The organism is uncultured Brachyspira sp., from assembly GCF_944390595.1.
Lineage (GTDB): Bacteria > Spirochaetota > Brachyspiria > Brachyspirales > Brachyspiraceae > Brachyspira.
This window is the reverse complement of record NZ_CALXRN010000168.1, coordinates 1-20018: the sequence shown is the minus strand read 5'-3', so window position 1 is coordinate 20018 and position 20018 is coordinate 1. Positions and strand designations below refer to the sequence as shown.

The following is a 20018-nucleotide window of genomic DNA, read 5'->3' as shown; positions in this document are numbered from 1 at the left end:
GAGTGATTTTTAAAGCTCCTGTACCAAACTCTTTATCAACATAAGTATCTTTTACTAATCTTAATTTTCTGCCTACTATAGGAAGTATTAAAACATCTTGTTCTGTAAGATGAGCATATCTTTCATCTTCTGGGTGAACAGCTATAGCAACGTCAGCCAAAATAGTTTCTGGTCTTGTAGTAGCTATTTCAATATATTCGTCTTTTCCTTCTATTTGGTATTTAACATGATATAAAGCACCTGCTACTTCTTCGTGTTCTACTTCATCATTGGCTAAAGCAGTACCGCAGCTAGGACAGTAGTTAATAAGATATTTTCCTCTATATATTAAACCTTGATTGTAAAGTTCAACAAATACTTCTCTTACAGCATTGCTTAAACCTTCATCAAGTGTAAATCTTTCTCTATCCCAATCGCATGAACAGCCTATTTTTTCTAGTTGTTTTATTATAGTAGAATGGTGATCATTAGCTACTTCCCAAGTTTTTTTAACAAATTCCTCTCTTCCTAAATCGTATTTATTTTTGCCTTCTGCTTTTAATCTTCTCTCTACAACGTTTTGAGTAGCAATACCAGCATGGTCAGTTCCAGGCATCCATAAAGTACATTTTCCAAGCATTCTATGGAATCTTATTAATATATCCTGAAGTGTATTATTAAGACCATGTCCCATATGAAGAACACCTGTAACGTTTGGAGGAGGTATGACTATAGAATATGGTTCTTTATTTTTATCCATAACAGCATGGAAAAAACCGCTTTCCTTCCAGAATTTATATAATTTGTCTTCAATATTTTTAGGGGTATATGACCCTTCTAAAGTATGTTTCATACTCTTTTTCCTCCAATATTTTATATATTATTTTTTTACATCTAATTTTTTTAATATTTCATTAAATTTATTTATTATATCATTTTTAGAATGATTTTTTAATTCCAAATATTCTATATCTAATTTTGATAATTGCTTTTTATTTTGCTCACTTAAAGTATCGGCAACAAAAATATCAGAGTTACGAGCTATAACTGCATCAGCTGATTCTGGATTTCCTTTACCCATCAATTTTACTTCACATCTTAACCATTTATTATCTTTTGCCAAGATTTTAAAATCAACTTCTCTATCAAAATCCAAATTACCATCTTTTTTAAAAACTTCAGAATTAATACTACTCTTTTTTACATCGCATAATTCACATAATTTTAACATCAATGGTTTTTCTACTTTTTTACCAATTGAAGACCAAGCACCACCGCGTATAGCAATTTTTTTTGTAGCCAAAGCATTTATTACTAATAAACTTTCAGTTAATGATAATTCTACGGATACATTATTATATGTGATTTTTATCTGTACATATAATTTATCGTTATTATCTATACTTAATTCATCTATTAAAGATGTAAGATAATCAAAATTTGATTTTGATACATCTAACACAATTTCTTTTGTTGCACTTCCATGTATATTGTTTATAGTTTTTTTATTCATACCAGCGTAAATAGCTATATCTTCAGTTTTCAAATCATCTCTAACTATAAAATATTTTTTATACCATTCTAAATCAATTGAATTACTATTCAATTTTGCTTCAACTATATCTTTAAAGAACTTTACAGAAAAATCAAAAAATTGAGCATTTATAGCATTTATTATTTCACTACGATAATCATCTCCATTAATAAGTTTTTCTACAGTATCATTTATTATCTTATCTTCAAATTTCATCATAAAAACCTCCATCTAATATGATATCATAATATTTTTTATTTATTTCACATAGTATTGGTAATCTTTCCATTTCTAAAGCAACTTTACCAAAGGTACCTATACCAGCAAATGGATCTAATACTGTATCATATTTAAAAGAATAATATGTTAAAATTTTTCTGCATAATTCTTCTGGAAAAACTGCAGGATGTGCTCTACTTGATTTTGGAGATATATACCAACAATTTGATGTATCAATAGGAATATTTTTATCATTTGCTAATGATTTACTATATTTTTTTATATTTTTATCTAATAAAAAATTAGAATTTTTGCGATATACCATAATGCTTTCATTTATACAATTGGGCTTATAAGATAAAGGCATTCTAGTTTGTTGATATCCTCCATTTCTATTCTTTACTGTAACTTCTGGTTTTATCCATTGTATTTCATCAACAAAATAAAAATTTGATTTTAATAATAAATTATGAAAATCAAAATGTATAGGATATCTAATACTTTCAAATTCTCTACCAACCCTTTTTGTTATAACAGGAGAAATATTAATTATTATGAATCTTCCGTCTTCTAAAACTCTATTACACTCATTTAATGTTAAAAACATTTTATTTAAATATTCTTTATATGATTTATAATTTGAATATTCTCTAGCATTATAATATGGTGGAGATGTAAATATAAGCTGTACTTCAGCATCTGGAATTTTTTTTATAGTATTTATATTATCTCCACATAACAAAGTAGGCTTGGTTATTTTTTTAATTCTATTTGTATTAGATGATAAAGATTTACTTTTATATTCATAATATTCTTTCATTTTTATTAAAACTTCATTATCAAAATAATTATAAATATCATCTCCTAATTTATAGAAGTCATAATTATTTTTTTGTTTATATAAACAAGTACGATACATCTGATATACCAATTCCATAATATTACAGGAATATACATTATTTTTTATAAAATTTAAAATTTTTTCATCGTTTTTCTGTCTACCTATAGAAGATACTATTTCTCTTTTTAATTCTATATTAAAATTATTAGAATTAAACATTGATATTAATAGATCTAAATTTTCATCTGATTTTTTTAAACCTAATTCTTTAATATCTGACAGTGTATATTTATTTTTTACTATAATACTATTAACCATAATTACCTTTAATTTTTTTATGGTAGTATTTTATACTATATAGAATATTTTTCAATTATTAATTTTTATATATTTAAATTATAAAATATAAAAAAGAGATGTGTATAATTCAAATTATACACATCTCTTAAATTAATTTACAAAAATTATTTAGTGATCACATCCGCAATTACAGCTTCCTACTTTTATATCGCAATTTTTTGTATCTATATTAGTAACCGCTTCTTCTTTTTCGCCTAAAGGATATAAAAGTCTTAAAGCATTCAATACCACTATCATAGTAACACCAGTATCAGCAAAAATAGCTAACCACATAGAAGCAAGTCCTAAAGCTCCTAAAATAATAGCTGCAAATTTTATTAATAATGCTAAAAGTATATTCTGTAATACTACAGTATGATTCTTTTTAGCTAGTTTTATGGCAGTAGCAACTTTTGAAGGTTTATCGTCCATAATAACAACATCAGCATTTTCTATAGCAGCATCAGAACCAAGTCCGCCCATAGCTATACCTACATCAGCACGTGCCAAAGAAGGAGCATCATTTATACCATCGCCTACAAATATTGAAGCTTTAGAATCCTTCATCATTTCTTCTAATACATTTACTTTATCTTCAGGCAAACAGCCTCCTTTGAATGATTGTATATTCATTTCTTTTGCAAATGCTTCTACTCTACCCACATTATCACCGCTTATTAATGCAGTTTTTATGTTCATTGAATTCAATAAATCAATAGCTTCTTTTGTATCATCTTTCACACTGTCATCAATGAAAAATCCTCCAGCATATTTTGAATCTATAGCTATATGAACATTGATATTTTCTTTGATTTCTGATATTTCAATATTATTCTGTTTTAGTAAATCAATTCCGCCTATCAATATATTTTTACTTTCAACTATTGATGAAGCACCTTTTCCGCTTATATCTTTATGGTTTGATATTAAACTATCATTTATAATGCCTTTATGATGATTTTTATAATGCTCAACTATTGATACTGCAATTGGGTGAGAGGAACCAGTTTCAGCATAAGCAGCATATTTTAATAAACTTTCATCATCGTATACACCTGTATTGTATATATCTCTTATAGAAAATTCTCCTTTTGTAAGAGTACCTGTTTTATCAAAAATAACTTTATCAACTTTAGCAAGCAAATCTAAAAATACTCCGCCTTTAACCATTATTCCAAATTTAGAAGCCCTTCCTATAGAAGCAAAATATGTTAATGGAATACCAACCATAAAGGCACAAGGACAAGATACAACTAATAGAGTCAAAGAACGCTGAAACCAGTTACCAAACACTTCTTTTCCATATATTAATGTAGGTATTACAGTAAGGAAAATTGCCCCAAACACAACTATAGGAGTATATACACCTGCAAATTTACTGATAAACTGTTCAATATTAGCTTTTCTGTTCTGAGAATCCTGAACTAATTTCAATATTTTAGCTATAGATGATTCTCCATAAGCTCTTATAACTTTAGCTTTTATAGTATTATCTCCATTTATAGTACCTGCTAAAATTTCATCATTAATTTTAACACTTCTAGGCATACTCTCACCAGTTAAAGCTTTAGTATCAATCCAGCTTTCACCTTCATAAATAATAGAATCAAGAGGTACTTTCTCAAAAGGATTTATTATTATATTATCATTAATATGTACTTCAGATATATCAACTTTTTCAACATTTCCGTTTTCTCTTATAATATTCGCAGAATCTGGTCTTATCGCCATTAATGCTGCTATTGTACGTTTAGATTTATCAACTGCCATATCTTCAAAGTATTCACCTACTCTATAAAACATAAGTACTGCTAATGCTTCAGGAAGTTCATGAAGTATAATAGCTCCGACTGTAGCAATACTCATAAGAAAACTTTCACGCATGAACTTTCCTTTAATAAAGTCCATAGCAGCATTTTTAAATACATCTCTTCCTAAAATTAAATATGGTATAAAGAAAATAATATATTCTACAACACCATGTATATTATTATGTAAACTATATAGTAATACTAATACTATAAGTCCTAAAAAAATTTCTGATAAAAATAAAAGTCTTTCTTTATTCTTTAACATGTTCATACCCCCAAGTATAAATTTTTTCTATATGCTCATCATCTAATCTATAGAAAACATGAAGCCCGACTTTTCTTTTCTTTACCACCCTAGCCTGCCACAGCATCTTTAAATGCTGAGATACAGATGGCTGCTTCATATCAAGCAATGATGATAATTCATGCACACATAATTCTTTTTCACTTAATGCTGATATTATTTTTAATCTTGTTGGATCAGAAAATACAGAGAAAAAATCAGCTAAAAGTGAAAATTCCTCATCATTTGGAAGTTTTGGAATAAGTGATGATATATTTGCATCTGTAACATTAACTTCGCAATCATCATAATTATTGGATTTATCAATTATATCTTCTTCAGAAATATCGATTTTATTATTTTTATTCATTTTAGCCGCCTTATATAAGTATATTAGAATATTATAATATACTTATATAAGAATTAAGTCAATGATAAAATATAATTTTTTTTAATTTTAGAAAAATTTTTAAAAATACTATGTAAAGTAAAAAGTAAACATTATTTAACAATAGATAATATTTTGTATTCTTTTACAAATAAATATTACATATAATAATTTTTTTAATATTTGAATTTTATAAATTAAAAATACTAATTTTTTAATTTGTTCTTCAAAAAAGATATAAAAAATTATTTACTTTTTCTTGTAACAAAAAGAAATCATTCATTTTGATAAAAAAAATAATAAAAATAAATAAAAAATAATATTTTTATACAAAAAATATTTTCTAAGTATTGACATAAAATATAAAGCCCTCTAGCATTTAAGTATAATAAAGTTAGAAACATTGATAAAAAATAAAAACAATATGCTTGTAAAGTTAGATTACATAAACTAAAAATCAATCTTTACAAAAAATCAAATAATTCTTAATGAATATCATATCAAAAAAATCAATGTTTCTAAAATAATTTTTCAAATAAGCATTAGAAATAATGTTTATTATAAATTTCAATAAAGGAATTCGTTATATGAACAAAAAAATTTTTACACTATTTTTAGTAGTTGCACTTTCAGCTGTATTAGCAGTAAGCTGTAACAACAAAACAACAAGTCCTGTTAAAGAACCAACTACAGAAGGAACAACAGAAACTACTCCAACTAAACCTTCTAATCCATCAAGCGGCGGTACTGAAGAAGTACAAAAAACAAAAGTAGAATTATCAAAACTAGAAGAATCTATAAAAGCTCTTGCTACTGTAACTTCTGCAACTAAAGAAGATGCTATAGAATTCAAAGATGCCACAATTGCAGGAGGAAAAATTGCTTTAACAGCTAAAGATAAAACTTCTGGCGGTGATAATAAAGTAACATTTGCTAACTTAAAAACTGCTCTAAATGAAAAATTAACTTCTTTAAAATTAGACGGAGTAACTATTTCAAACAATTTAGATAGTCAATCAAAACCTAGTGCAAAAACTGCATTAAAAATTACTTTAACAGTAAAACCTGCAGATTCTAAACATGAATTAGATAAAACTACTTTTGAAAAAGCAGGTTTAACTATAAAAGGAGATGGTTCTTCTGATATATCTTTAGAAATAACTCCAAATCAAGACTGGGAATAATTAAAAAGTATTTCTGTTATTTTAACGGTTAATGCTTGTCATACAAAAAATTGAATTAAAAAAGGTGCAGTTATATAATTTATATATCTGCACCTAATATATAAATTATAAAAATAAAGATATTATAAAAAATATATTTATAAATAAAAAAGGCAGAGACAAAATATCCCTGCCATACAAAAAATTGAATTGAACATATAATACAAATCATATTAAAAAAAGTCAATATATAAAACTCATTTTTATTCAACAAACAATAGAAAATTATTCATTTTTAATATATAATCTGTAATATTTTTCATTTTTTAACGAATTTGTAAATTTTACAAAAAAATTAAATATTTTTAAAAGTTAACATAATGATTAATAAATAATAATTGAAGGATTCTTAGTTATGTATATTTTTAAAAAACAGGATAAAGATTTCAGAAATCTCACTAATGAAGAAATAAATTTTTTAAAATCTCAAGGCTGTTCTTCTCAATCATGGGAAAAAATATTAATAAAAAATGTAGACTTAAGCAGAATAAAAGATGTTCAGTTTCATGGAAAAATAAAAATAAATGCACTTAATGGTATGGTAAGATATCATAATAAAGTTAAATTATTAGCTTCTATAAATAGAGCAACTTTAATAGATGTATATATTAATGGAAATGTTTATATAAATAATGTTGGAAGATTTATAGCCAATTATAAAATAGAGAGAGGAGTTATCATAGAAAATGCTGGTTCTATATATATGGAAGGAAAAAGCAGTTTTGGAAATGGAGTTGAAACTTCCCCTATTATGGAAGGCAATGGAAGAAGCATAAAGATATTCAATAGACTTAATTCTCATATAGCTTATTTAGTTGCAATATACAGACATGAAAAATTAATGCGTGAAAAAATTAATTCTATGATAGATGAATACACAAAACAGAAAACTAGAAAATTTGGAAAAATAAAAGAATATGCAAAAATCATAAATGCAAGACTAATAAAAAATTCTCTAATAGACCCTTATGCTACAATAGAAAATACTGATGAAATAAATAATACAACTGTAATAAGTACAAAAGAATGTCCTTCATATATAGGAACTTCTGTTATATTAACAGATTCTATAGTACTTAAAGGAGCCCATATTGTTGATGGAACAGTTATTAAAAAAGCCTTTATAGGTGAAGGTGTTAAACTTGGAAGACAATTCTCATGTGAAGATTCGCTTCTTTTTGCAAACTGTGAAGGAGAACATGGAGAAATGTTTTCTATATTTGCTGGTCCTTATACAGTTACGCATCATAAAGCTACATTATTAATAGCAAGTCATTTTTCTTTCTTCAATGCTGGAAGCGGAACAAATCAAAGCAATCACATGTATAAATTAGGGCCATACCATCATGGTTTTATGGAAAGAGGATGTAAAACTGGAAGTAATTCTTATATATTATGGCCTTCTCATATAGGAGCTTTCTCTACTGTTATAGGGGCACATTATGATAATGTTGATACTTCTGATTTTCCTTTCTCATATATTACAGAGCATGGATACCATCAAACAAGACTTATACCTGCTTTAAATTTATTCGGTGTAGGACTTTCAAGAGATGAAAACAAATGGAAAGATAGAGACAGAAGAAAGGGAGATAAAAAAGATTTAATTATATTTGATGTATTCAGTCCATATACTGTTTCAAAAATGCTAAAATCAGAAAGTATATTAAAAGAAATAAAAAAAGAAAATAATGATAACAATGAAAAATTTTTAACATATAAAAATATGATTATAAAAAAATCTTCATTAGATAAATATTCTAAAAGATATTCCATAGCAATAGATTTATATTTACACAATAAAATACTTTCATATATTAGCAACTCCAATAACATAGAAGAAATAATATCAAATCTACAATATGAAGAAAATAATATATTTGAAAATTGGGTTGATATTGGAGGTCTTATATGTGCCAAACAAAGAATAGATAATATTATTAAAGATTTAGAAAATAATAAAATAAATGATATTAAAACATTAACAGCAGAATTTGAAAAATTATATAATTTATATACAGAAGATGAAAAATCTTGGGTTCTTAATATGGCAAAATCAAGATACAATTTAGAAGCAATTGATAAAAATACTATAAGCAATTTATTAGAAAAACATAAATCATTATTAGATGAAGCATATAATATATTTTATAAAGATGTTCAGAAAGAATATGATATATCAAAAATGGTTAGTTCTGGAATAGATGATAAAACTATTATGGAAAAAGATTTTGAGGCTGTAAGAGGAACTGTTAATGATAATGCTTTCGTTATAAAATATAAAAAAGATATGGAAAACAAAATAAATGATATTAATAAAATCATTTCTATATTATAATAATTAAATAATAAATTTGGGAGTTGTTATGTTAATATATTCATTATCAATAAAATTAGAAAAAGGATTTGAAGATATAATAGAAGCTGTTATAGAAAACGGTACATTAAATATATTAGGGTTTAATATAGAATTTCCTATAAATGAACCTGAATATACTATAGTTAATATATATAATGAAAATGAAAATATATTAAAAGATAATTTAAATATAATAGAAGAAAGCATAAAAAATATAGTACATTATAGTTATACTACAAAACAATTAAGATCTGAAGAATATTTAACTTCCTACATAGAATTTTTAAAACCATTCAATGTAGGAAATATAACTATTGTTCCAAACCTTAAAGACAATAATAATGATGAAAAAATAGAGAATCCTCTTTATATAGCAAAACAATATGCATTCGGTACAGGCACTCATGAAACTACATATCTAGCACTTGAAATGATTAATGAATATGCCAATAATAATGATATAGTTTCTAAAAATATAGTTGATATAGGATGCGGAAGCGGAATATTATCATTATTTGCACATAAACTTGGAGGAAAAAATATCATTTCTGTAGATATTGATAATGATGCTGTTAATTGTACTCTTGATAATGCTTCTTATAATGACATAAAATTGGATAATGTTATGCTTGGAAGTGCCAAAGATTTAATAAATATGAAATTAAAATTTGATTTAGTTATTGCCAATATAGAAACTGATATTTTAATAGAAATACTTCCGGATTTAAAAGCACTTTTAAAACCTGATTCTACATTAATATTATCTGGTATTTTATTAGAAAAAGAATCATTCATGAAAAATGCTATAAGAGAAAATAATCTTAATATAGTTTTAAAAAAAAAAAAAAATGATTGGGTATCTTTGATGCTTAATGATTAATAATACAAAACGGAGATAATTATGCAGTTAATAGATTTAGTACAAAATGCAAAAGAAGCTACATATACATTACAATCACTTAGTACAGAAATAAAAAATAATGCTTTACTTGAAATAGCAAAAAAAATAGAAGAAAATAAAGATAAAATATTTGAAGCTAATAAAAAAGATTTGGAATATGCTCAAAAACTTCTTGATGAAAACAAAATTTCAAAATCTATGTTTAACAGATTAAAACTAGATAAAAATAAATTAATAGATGTTGTTTCTGGAATTAGAGATGTAGTAAAACTTGAAGACCCTATTAATAAAGTATTATTAGAAACTGAACTTGATGATAATTTAGTATTAAAAAAAATATCCTGCCCTATTGGACTTATAGCTGTAATATTTGAGGCTCGTCCTGATGTAATATCTCAAATATCTTCTTTATGTATAAAATCATCTAATGCAGTTATACTTAAAGGCGGAAGCGAAGGAGAAAATACTAACAAAGCAATATTTAGTATAATAGAAGAAACACTAAACAATATAAAAGAATTTCCAAAGAATTCTGTTAATTTGGTATTCACTAGAGAGGATATAAAAGAATTATTATCAATGGATAAATATATTGATTTAATAATACCAAGGGGAGGAAACAGTTTAGTACAGTATATAAAATCAAATACTAATATACCAGTATTAGGACATGCTGACGGTATATGTCATTTATATATAGATGAATCTGCTGATCAGGAAAAAGCATTAAAAATATGTTTGGACTCAAAAGCTCAATATCCAAGTGCATGCAATGCTGTTGAAACTATACTCATAAACAAAAATATAGCTTCAGAATACTTGCCAAAACTTTATAACTTATTCAAAGAAAATGAAATAAAAATGAATGGTGACACTGAAGTAAAAAAAATATTAACTTCATCTGATATAGGCGAAGTGAAAGAATGGCATTTTGAATACGGCGACAAAGAAGTATCATTAAAAATAGTATCAAACACAGAAGAAGCATACAATCATATTAACAAATACGGATCTCATCATACAGATTCAATAATATCAGAAAATAAAGACAATATAGAAAAATTTATGACATTCGTTGATTCTGCTAATGTGTACTGTAATGCTTCAACAAGATTTTCAGACGGATTCAGATATGGTTTCGGTGCTGAGGTAGGAATATCAACAAATAAAACTCATGCAAGAGGCCCTGTAGGTTTGGAAGGCTTAACAATATACAAGTACAAAATTTTTGGCAACTATCAAATAGTTAATGATTACGTTACTCATAAGGCAAGTTTTAAACATAAAAGAATAAAATAAAAAATAATATAAATAACAACAATAAAGCTGATAGCTGAAAATTCGGTTGTCGGCTTTTTTATTAAGTACATATACAATAATAAAAAACTTTACATTTATAATTAATTTAGTATAATAAAATTATGAGGAATATTAATGTTTTAAATGATTACTTTATGCGTTATATGTTTGCTAAAGAAGGACATGAGCATATTTTAAAAAATTTAATTAATTCTGTGAGAGCCGATTATAATCAAGAGATTTTTGAAGAGGTAAAAGTACTCAATACTTTTAATTTAAAAGAAACTGTAAACGATAAACAATCAATAGTAGATGTGAGAGCAGTTACAAAAAGCGGAGAAATTGTTCTAATAGAAATACAAAGAGTTGGAAACCAGTCATTTGTTTATAGAAGTTTATATTATTGGTCTAAAGGCTATGTTTCTAATCTGAGAAATAATGAAAAATATAATGATTTAAAACAGGTTATAGTTATTAATATTTTAGATTTCACTCTATTAAGAGATATTGATAAAGAACATAGCTGTTATGTAATAAAAGAATTAGAAACTAATCATATACTCACTAATCATCTGGAAATGCACTTTCTAGAACTTCCTAAATATTTATCTAGTAATTCAAACCTTACAGATGAATTATATGCTTGGTTTTATTTTTTAACAATTAAAGAAAAAATAGAAAAAATGGAGGAAATTATGAAAATGCTAGTTAAAAAAAATCCTATAATGAAAGAAGTTTATGATGAGTATAATAAATTTGTAGGTACAAAAGATTTATTTGATAATTATGCAGAATATGAAAAAAATTATTTTGATATATTAGCTCTAAGCGAAGAAAGGGTAAAAGGAAGAGAAGAAGGCATAAAAGAAGGAGAAAAAAATAAGGCTGTATCTATAGCTAGAAGTCTTAAAAAATCAGGTTTAGATAATAAATTTATAAGTGAAAATACAGGATTAACTATAGAAGAAGTGGAGAAACTTTAATATATATCATTTATGGAAGTTAAAATTATAGATACTGCTTACGGCGGATATGGTGTTTCTAAAGGTGAAAATGGAAAGGTGATATTTATACCTCATAGTGTAGAAGGTGATATATTAGATATCACTATAACGAAAGAAAGTAAAAAATTTTCTTATGGAATCATAAATAAAATAATAGAATCTTCTCAGTATAGAATAGAACCTAAATGCATATATTCTGGTATTTGCGGCGGATGTTTATTCAGTCATATTGATTATAATAAACAGCTTGATATAAAGAAAAATATTGTTTTAAATGCCATTAGAAATATTGATTTAAAAAAAGATATAAAAATTATTTTCAATGAAAATTTCAATTATAGACTTAGAGTTAATATGATAGCCAATAATGGTAAAGTTGGTTTTTATAGATTTAAAAGTAATGATTTTGTTAATGTTGAAGAATGCTGTATTTTGAAAGAAAGTTTATTTGAAAAAATAAAATATTTTGTCTCTGAAAATAATATTACAGGAAGTATTTATGCTATAGAAAATAATAATAATGAAGCTTTGGCATTTATTGAATTGAGTAAAAAAACAAATATAAAATCTTTTGAAAAATATTTTAAAGGAATAACTGTAAAGCATAATAAAAATATAAAAAGTTACGGAATTGAATATTTACTTTATAAAACTAAATACGGTAATATACCAATAGGACATAAAACATTTTTTCAAAGCAATTTGCATTTACTTGATGATTTTCAAGATGAGACTGTAAAGTATATAAAAGATGATGATAATATTGTTATAGAGCTTTATGCAGGAAGCGGATTTTTTACTGCTGCTTTAGAAAATAAATTAAAAACTTTTAAAAAAGATTATAGATTAATTTCTTCTGAAATAAATAAAGATTCTGTAAATGCGGCAAATAAATATGGCTTAAATATTATAAATGAAGATGCATTAATAACATTGAAAAATATTGATTATGATATAGATGTTTTGTTTGCAGATCCTCCTAGAGAAGGTATTGATAGAAAAGTTATAGAAAATATTATTAGAATTAAGCCTAAAAAGATTATATACGTTTCATGCAATCCTATGACTTTTGCCCGTGATGTTAATCTATTAAAAGAGCATTATAAAATGCAGGATTTAAATATTATAGATATGTTCTCTCATACCTACCATATAGAACTTATTTCATATTTTGAAAGAATATAATTTTTATTTATTATTTTATATTTAAATTATTTGTATTATTGATATTAAGAATAAAAACTATATAATATTAATTATAAATAATAGAGGAGGGGTTAATTATGAAAATAACATTTTTAGGAACAGGTACTTCTGACGGTGTACCTATGATAGGCTGTAAATGTAAAGTTTGTAAAAGTAAAGATAAAAGAGATAAAAGAACCCGCTCATCCATTTTAATTCAGCATAATAATAAGAATTATATAGTTGATACTTCAGCAGATTTCAGACAGCAAATGTTAAGAGAAAATATTGATAGTCTTGAGGCTGTATTTTATACGCATTCTCATGCAGATCATACTTCCGGAATAGTAGATTTGAGATCGTTAAATTTTATAATGCATACTTCTATAGATTGTTATGGAAGCAAAGATACTATGGATAATTTAAGAGATAAATATGATTATTTTTTTAATCCTGTTCAAATAGGCGGAGGACTTCCTCAGGTTGTATTTCATCATATAGAAAAAGATATGGTATTTGATGATATGAAAGTGATTCCTATTTCTGTAAAGCATGGTATTTTAGATATATTAGGATACAGATTTAATAATTTTACTTATATAACAGATGCAAGCTATATAAGCGATGAAAGTTTAAAATTAATTGAAGGTACGGAAGTATTAGTTTTAAATGGATTGAGATATAGACCTCATCATACTCATTTATCATTACAGGAATCTGTAAATATAGCTGATAAGCTCGGAGTAAAAAAAGCATATTTTACACATATGACTCATGATGTTTTGCATAGACATTTAGAGAGAGAGCTTCCTCATAATATGCATCCCGCTTATGACGGACTTACTATAGAAGTTTGATTTTTGTTATTTAATTATTAATTGTTTTTTTATATATGTTGTTTTAAATAAACAATTGACTTTATATAATTTTTTTATATTATAATAGTAATAAATACATAGTTCAAGAGAGTATTATATATGAAGAAAACTATAGCATCAATATTTTTTGTGTTTATGTTCAGTTCGGTTATTTTTGCACAGCATGGCGGAGGTGTTGCTTTGTTCGTACCATTAACAGGCAGTTTTGCATTTGCTGATATTAGAGGCTTTGATGGAAGTAAGATAGATATACTTAAAAGCGGAAGTGCTTTTGATTTTGGGGTATTAGTTCAGCCAGGATATTTTTATGATTTTGGAGGATTATTAGGTGTTGATGCTCTTGCTGATATAGGTTATTATAGAAGTTCGTATAATTATAGAAATTCTACTGATGGAAGTTTAGTTTCATATACTTTCGATACAGTGAATGTCGGTGCTATGTTCAGAGTTACTGTGTTGGTGTTGTCATTGGGAATTGGTTCCGGAGTAAAAATACCTCTAGCAGCAAATATTAAAGACGGAGATTACAGTGCTAAATTAAATAGTGATGATATAAAAAATTCTTTTACATCAGCAGTTATTCCATATCTTAAATTTACAATAGATTTTAAATATAATTTAAGCAGTTTTGCAGCAGTTGCCGCAGGATTATATTTTAACTATGACTTCGGCATGAATTATAAAAATCCTAATTACTCAAGATATAATATACATTCATTCGATTTTGGAATACAATTAGGTACATATTTGGTTGGTACTAAAAATTAATTATAATTTATTTCTTTATAAATTATTGATATTACTATTTTATATTTGAGGTAGATTGAAGTATGCTTAAAGAACTTTTACAGCCGGAAATTGAAGATTTGATAGAAGAAAAAGAATGGGATGCATTAAGTGATATACTTCCATTATGGCAGGAGGTTGAAACTGCTAATTTAATAACTTCTTTAAAAAATGAAGATAAATATAAAGTTTTTAATATACTTCCAAGGGATTATAAATTAGGAGTTTTTCCAGAGCTTGTTCCTATAGACCAGCAAAGACTTATAGAGAATATGGAAAATGCTGATATTAAGGATTTGCTTGAAAATATTAATCCGGATGACAGAACGTATTTTTTAGAGTCTATACCTGAGGATATGTCTGAGAATATATTGAAATTACTTGGAAGCGAAGAGAGAGAAATAGCTTCTTGGCTTCTTGCATATCCTGAAGGAAGTATCGGACGTTTAATGACTCCGGAATATATAACAATAAAACCCGATTGGACTGTAGGTGAAGCTTTTGAATATGTAAGGAGCAATATAGCTGATTCTGAAACTTATACAACCATATATGTAATTGATTCAAGAAGAACATTAATTGGTTCTATTACTTTAAGAAAATTATTTTTTACAGATAAAGATATATTAATATCAGAAATAATAAATAATTGTCCATACATATCTGTTTATGATGAACAGGAAAACGCTATTGATATAATGAAAAAATATAATCTGCATTCTCTTGCTGTTGTTGATGACAGACATAGTATGATAGGTATTGTTACAATAGATGATATAATGGATATTGCCGAAGAAGAATATACGGATGACTTTCATAAAATGGCAGGTATCACATCAAGTGAAGATCAATTTGATGATAATTTGAAAATTACTCCAATATTGACTTTATATAAGCAAAGAATATTATGGCTTTTGATATTAGTATTTATTAATATATTTTCAGGCGGGGTAATAGGTATATTTCAAAATACTTTGCAAAAACATATAGTATTAGTTGTGTTTTTACCTCTTCTTATAGGAAGCGGCGGAAATGCAGGAAGTCAGTCTGCTACGCTTGTTATACGTTCTCTTGCAATAGGAGATGTTGTTTTAAAAGATTGGTTTTATATGCTGTCGAAAGAAGTGGTAGTGGCTTTTATATTAGGATTAAGTATGGCGGCAGGAGCTTATATACTTGGCATAATACGCGGGGGATTTGAAATAGCTTTTATTGTTGGCATATCAATGTTTAGTATAGTTTTTATAGGCAGTGTTATTGGTTTATCTTTGCCTTTTATACTGACAAAATTTAATATAGATCCTGCAATAAGCGGAGCTCCTATGCTTACTTCTATATGTGACATAATTGGTACAGCTGTATATTGTTCTATAGCTACAGCTGCATTTATGATTTTAAATAAATAAGTATTCAGTAATATTTTTTTTAGTGTTTTTAAAATTTTATTTAAAAAAATATTGTGAAATTGATATTATTAATTTATAATGGGGTATGTGGTAAAAAATTAAAATAATAAAAATATATTTGACTATTTAATCTTTTATATTAAATTTATAATAAATGAGGTTTATTATTTATGAGAGAAATTGAGATAGAATTGCATGAGGCATCAGCTAATAATAATATATTAGCCGTTGAAATTTTATTGAAAAATAAAGATATAGATGTAAACTTAAGTAATATATTAGGATTAACACCTTTAACGCATGCTTCAAAATCAGGGTATAAAGAAATAGTCGAATTATTACTTAAAGCCGGTGCAGATCCGAATAAACTAGATCAATTATATATAACTCCATTGATGAATGCTTGTGCTAACGGACATACTGATATAGTGGAAATTTTAATAAAAAATGGTGCTTCTATCAATTTAAGTAATTGTAATAGTGAAACACCTCTGCATTATGCTTGTTCTGAAAATTATTTTGATATAATAAAGATTCTTATTGAAAATGGGGCAGATGTTAATGCTAAAACAGATACTAATGTTACACCTTTGATGTATTCATGTCAAAAGTCTAATTTTGAAGCTGTTAAATTTTTAATAGAACATCATGCTAATATTGATGATGTTGATATTTATGAGGAAAGTGTTCTATCCTATGCCATATCCAGCGGTAATATTGATATAGTTGAATATATACTTAATAAGGGTAATATAGAAATACCAAAATATTCTCTAACTATAGCTGCTATAAGCGGAAATTTAGCTTTGGTTCATTATATACATTCAAAATTAGGTGCAAATAAACAGCATAATATATTTTCAAGTGCTTTTATATCAGCAGCATATAACGGACATTTAGATGTTGTAAGATATTTCTTTGATAATTCAAAAAAGAAAGCTCCTAAAGCTATGGCAATTGCAGCTTCTTCTGGTCATAAAGATATAGTTAAATATTTACTTATGAATAGAATATCTCCTAATGGTGTTAATGATAATGGAAAATCTCCTTTAATATTGGCCATAGAAAATGAAAATAAGGAAATTATAGATTTATTGATAGAATATAATGTTAATATTAATCAATGCGATGATGATGATGTAACTCCATTGATGTATGCAGCATATATAGGTAATATAGAAATAGTTAAAACTTTACTTGATAATAAAGCATATATAAATGCTATAGATAGTATGGATAGAAATGCTATTGTACATGCTTTAATAGCTGGAAATATTGATGTTGTAGAGCTTCTTTTATTAAACGGCATGTCTTTAAAAACTAGTAAAGATACAATTACCCCTTTAATGTGGGCTGTTATATATGATAATCTTAAATCAGTAAAATATTTAATAGAAAAAGATGCAAATATAGAAGATAGCGATGTTAATGGATGGAATGCTTTTATGTTTGCTTGTGCTAAGGGATATATGAATATAGTTAAATATATTTTAGAGATATATCCTGATATTATTAATAAAAAGAGTAAATCAAAAGAAACAGCATTGATGATAGCGGCAGATAACGGTAAATTGGATGTTGTTGAATATTTGTTGGATAATAATGCATCAATCAAAGATCAAAATATTAATGGGGATACAGCATTATACATTGCATCTTCAAAGGGATATTTTGAGATATGTGAAAAATTAATTAAATATTATGAATTAATTGATTTTAATAAGACTATGGTTGAGAAAGAGTATTGTATTGCTAAAGAAAAGGGTTACAATAAAATAGTAAATTTATTCCAAAGTAAATTAAAATCTTAATCATTGGCTAATTCTTAAAAATTAATAGTAAATATAAGCGGGTTCGTAAATATGGCTAATAAAGAGAGACTAGGTACCATTGGATTGTTTTTAACTGCATTAATTTGGGGATATAGTTTTGTAGCAGTTAAAGTTGTTGTTCAGGAAATAGATCCTTTTTATCTTGTTGGTTTTAGAAATTTAGCAGGCGGAATATTTTTATCCATTGTATTTTGTAAAAGAATGATAAAAATTAAGAAAAAAGATATATTGTTATCAATTCCGGTAGGATTTGCTCTTTTTTTAGGTTTTTTTCTTCAAACTATGGGTTCTAAATTTATAACAGCTTCAAAAGTGGCATTTTTTACAGGTTCTTATGTTATATTACTGCCGTTTTTTACTTGGATAATGTATAAAAAAAGACCTCATCCTGCAGCATTTATAGCAGCTGTTATTACTATAGTAGGATTGTATTTGCTTACATCATTTGATAGTTTGGGTTCCGTAAAAATCGGTGATTTGTTTGTTCTTTTATGTGCAGTAGTTTTTGCCGTACATCTAATGCTGGTTGATAAAATTCTTGATTATGTAGACGGCATTATAATGGCAGCATTGCAGCTTATAATAGCAGGTTTAATATCTTTATCAATAGGAATTATTAGTTCAAGACCATTTAATATGGATTCAGTATCAAGTGAAACTATATATTCTCTTTCTTACTTGGCAATAGGTGCTACAGGAATAGCTTATTTATTGCAAACAGTATCTCAAAAATATGTTTCCCCTAATAAAGTAGGTATAATATTAAGTTTAGAGTCGTTTTTAGGTGCTTTATGCGGTATTATATTTATGAAAGATCCTTTAACATTCAATTTTATTATAGGAGGTATATGTATGATATCTGCTATATTTATATGTGAAATAGGCGGCAATATAAAAAAGTCTTCTTAAAAAATAAAAAAATCAAATATTATTTACTATTCTTAATACATTTTTGTTTTATTATATTGAATACTATTCTTAGGTATTGTATTAATATGTTTGTTTTATATTACAATTATTATCTAATATTTTTATAGATTATAATTAAAATTATACTGCATGTATATTATTGTTTGTTTTTAATACTATTAAAGATTATATATTCACATTTTACATTAATTTTTCTGTTTAATTGTGTGATTTGTATATTTTTTTTAATATTTCCTTGACAAGTAATTAAAAGTTTATATACTAGTCTGTATAAATAATTAAATAAGTTAGTGACTTTAGTAATTATTTCTTAAACAAAATATAACTAAATAGGGGTTGAACAATGCCAGTAAATTTGAAAGGAAGAAATTTTTTAACATTAAAACATTTTACTCCTGATGAGATTGATTATCTATTAAATTTAGCTGCTGATTTAAAAGCTAAAAAAAGAGCAGGAATAAAAGGAAATCTTTTAGAAGGAAAAAATATAGTTCTTTTGTTTGAAAAAACATCAACTAGGACAAGGTGTGCATTCGAAGTAGCAACTATGGATGAAGGCGGCTGTGTTACATTCTTAGGTTCTAGCGATAGCCAGATGGGTAAGAAAGAATCTATAGAAGACACAGCCAAAGTTTTAGGTAGATTCTATGATGGTATAGAGTTCAGAGGATTTAAACAAGAAACTGTAGAAATCTTAGCTAACAATGCTGGTGTTCCAGTATGGAATGGTTTAACAGATCTTTATCACCCAACTCAAATTCTTGCTGACTTCTTAACAGTAAGAGAATATGTACCAAAACCATTTAATAAAGTGAAATTTG

Annotated in this window: 15 protein-coding genes and 2 pseudogenes; 12 read left to right on the top strand and 5 right to left on the bottom strand. The window is 26.0% G+C overall.

What is annotated here, in order from left to right:
- The 5 genes from Q0J90_RS09860 to Q0J90_RS09840 all read right to left on the bottom strand — a co-directional run.
- Positions 1–832, bottom strand: an 832-nt coding sequence (locus Q0J90_RS09860; RefSeq protein WP_297277737.1) for a class I tRNA ligase family protein, incomplete at its 3' end; no start/stop codon positions are given.
- Between the two features lie 27 nt (positions 833–859).
- Entirely contained in the window at positions 860–1732 is an 873-nt protein-coding gene (locus Q0J90_RS09855) for a CfrBI family restriction endonuclease (protein ID WP_297277736.1), read from the bottom strand.
- A complete protein-coding gene (locus Q0J90_RS09850; RefSeq protein ID WP_297277735.1) occupies positions 1719–2891 on the bottom strand; it encodes a site-specific DNA-methyltransferase in 1173 nt (390 codons plus the stop codon). Before Q0J90_RS09850 ends, Q0J90_RS09855 begins: the two co-directional genes overlap by 14 nt.
- Positions 2892–3041: 150 nt before the next feature.
- On the bottom strand, positions 3042–4988 hold the full coding sequence (locus tag Q0J90_RS09845) for a heavy metal translocating P-type ATPase (RefSeq protein ID WP_297277734.1): 1947 nt from the start codon (positions 4986–4988) through the stop codon (positions 3042–3044).
- The gene (locus tag Q0J90_RS09840) at positions 4975–5376 is read right to left on the bottom strand and encodes a helix-turn-helix transcriptional regulator (RefSeq protein WP_297277733.1); all 402 of its coding nucleotides are present in this window, start codon (positions 5374–5376) and stop codon (positions 4975–4977) included. Before Q0J90_RS09840 ends, Q0J90_RS09845 begins: the two co-directional genes overlap by 14 nt.
- Positions 5377–5981: 605 nt before the next feature.
- On the opposite strand from Q0J90_RS09840, the pseudogene Q0J90_RS14735 reads away from it, so the two are divergent.
- The 12 genes and pseudogenes from Q0J90_RS14735 to Q0J90_RS09780 form a co-directional block, all read left to right on the top strand.
- Positions 5982–6065 (top strand): annotated as a pseudogene (locus Q0J90_RS14735) (Vmc-like lipoprotein signal peptide domain-containing protein); the annotation flags it as partial.
- A 907-nt stretch (positions 6066–6972) separates the two neighbouring features.
- Positions 6973–8955: a DUF4954 family protein gene (locus Q0J90_RS09830; protein ID WP_297277732.1), complete on the top strand. Its 1983-nt coding sequence runs from the start codon at positions 6973–6975 to the stop codon at positions 8953–8955.
- A 28-nt stretch (positions 8956–8983) separates the two neighbouring features.
- Positions 8984–9856, top strand: a complete 873-nt coding sequence (locus Q0J90_RS09825) for a 50S ribosomal protein L11 methyltransferase (RefSeq protein ID WP_297277731.1) — start codon at positions 8984–8986, stop codon at positions 9854–9856.
- Between the two features lie 21 nt (positions 9857–9877).
- Positions 9878–11176 carry a glutamate-5-semialdehyde dehydrogenase gene (locus tag Q0J90_RS09820; protein ID WP_297277730.1) on the top strand — a complete coding sequence of 433 codons (1299 nt, stop codon included), beginning with the start codon at positions 9878–9880 and terminating at the stop codon, positions 11174–11176.
- Positions 11177–11298: 122 nt separating this feature from the next.
- Complete coding sequence (locus Q0J90_RS09815) at positions 11299–12159, top strand: Rpn family recombination-promoting nuclease/putative transposase (RefSeq protein WP_297277729.1); 861 nt, start codon at positions 11299–11301, stop codon at positions 12157–12159.
- Positions 12160–12171: 12 nt separating this feature from the next.
- On the top strand, positions 12172–13365 hold the full coding sequence (locus Q0J90_RS09810) for a class I SAM-dependent RNA methyltransferase (RefSeq protein WP_297277728.1): 1194 nt from the start codon (positions 12172–12174) through the stop codon (positions 13363–13365).
- A 98-nt stretch (positions 13366–13463) separates the two neighbouring features.
- Positions 13464–14222 carry an MBL fold metallo-hydrolase gene (locus Q0J90_RS09805; protein ID WP_297277727.1) on the top strand — a complete coding sequence of 253 codons (759 nt, stop codon included), beginning with the start codon at positions 13464–13466 and terminating at the stop codon, positions 14220–14222.
- 120 nt (positions 14223–14342) lie between these two features.
- A complete protein-coding gene (locus Q0J90_RS09800) occupies positions 14343–15011 on the top strand; it encodes a hypothetical protein (RefSeq protein ID WP_297277726.1) in 669 nt (222 codons plus the stop codon).
- Positions 15012–15073: 62 nt separating this feature from the next.
- Positions 15074–16435 (top strand): magnesium transporter, encoded by a 1362-nt coding sequence (mgtE, locus tag Q0J90_RS09795; protein ID WP_297277725.1) that lies wholly within the window; start codon positions 15074–15076, stop codon positions 16433–16435.
- A gap of 170 nt (positions 16436–16605) precedes the next feature.
- Positions 16606–18246: an ankyrin repeat domain-containing protein gene (locus tag Q0J90_RS09790; protein WP_297277724.1), complete on the top strand. Its 1641-nt coding sequence runs from the start codon at positions 16606–16608 to the stop codon at positions 18244–18246.
- Positions 18247–18297: 51 nt separating this feature from the next.
- Complete coding sequence (locus Q0J90_RS09785) at positions 18298–19176, top strand: DMT family transporter (protein ID WP_297277723.1); 879 nt, start codon at positions 18298–18300, stop codon at positions 19174–19176.
- 364 nt (positions 19177–19540) lie between these two features.
- Positions 19541–20018, top strand: a pseudogene (locus tag Q0J90_RS09780) (ornithine carbamoyltransferase); the annotation flags it as partial.

What these genes read in the sequence shown, in the direction of transcription:
- Q0J90_RS09845 (WP_297277734.1), bottom strand. Translation starts at nt 4,988, where the DNA reads ATGTTAAAGAATAAAGAAAGACTTTTATTTTTATCAGAAATTTTTTTA.
- Q0J90_RS09805 (WP_297277727.1), top strand. Translation starts at nt 13,464, where the DNA reads ATGAAAATAACATTTTTAGGAACAGGTACTTCTGACGGTGTACCTATG.
- mgtE (WP_297277725.1), top strand. Translation starts at nt 15,074, where the DNA reads ATGCTTAAAGAACTTTTACAGCCGGAAATTGAAGATTTGATAGAAGAA.
- Q0J90_RS09785 (WP_297277723.1), top strand. Translation starts at nt 18,298, where the DNA reads ATGGCTAATAAAGAGAGACTAGGTACCATTGGATTGTTTTTAACTGCA.
- Q0J90_RS09830 (WP_297277732.1), top strand. Translation starts at nt 6,973, where the DNA reads ATGTATATTTTTAAAAAACAGGATAAAGATTTCAGAAATCTCACTAAT.
- Q0J90_RS09840 (WP_297277733.1), bottom strand. Translation starts at nt 5,376, where the DNA reads ATGAATAAAAATAATAAAATCGATATTTCTGAAGAAGATATAATTGAT.
- Q0J90_RS09810 (WP_297277728.1), top strand. Translation starts at nt 12,172, where the DNA reads ATGGAAGTTAAAATTATAGATACTGCTTACGGCGGATATGGTGTTTCT.
- Q0J90_RS09820 (WP_297277730.1), top strand. Translation starts at nt 9,878, where the DNA reads ATGCAGTTAATAGATTTAGTACAAAATGCAAAAGAAGCTACATATACA.
- Q0J90_RS09855 (WP_297277736.1), bottom strand. Translation starts at nt 1,732, where the DNA reads ATGATGAAATTTGAAGATAAGATAATAAATGATACTGTAGAAAAACTT.
- Q0J90_RS09850 (WP_297277735.1), bottom strand. Translation starts at nt 2,891, where the DNA reads ATGGTTAATAGTATTATAGTAAAAAATAAATATACACTGTCAGATATT.
- Q0J90_RS09800 (WP_297277726.1), top strand. Translation starts at nt 14,343, where the DNA reads ATGAAGAAAACTATAGCATCAATATTTTTTGTGTTTATGTTCAGTTCG.
- Q0J90_RS09790 (WP_297277724.1), top strand. Translation starts at nt 16,606, where the DNA reads ATGAGAGAAATTGAGATAGAATTGCATGAGGCATCAGCTAATAATAAT.
- Q0J90_RS09825 (WP_297277731.1), top strand. Translation starts at nt 8,984, where the DNA reads ATGTTAATATATTCATTATCAATAAAATTAGAAAAAGGATTTGAAGAT.
- Q0J90_RS09815 (WP_297277729.1), top strand. Translation starts at nt 11,299, where the DNA reads ATGAGGAATATTAATGTTTTAAATGATTACTTTATGCGTTATATGTTT.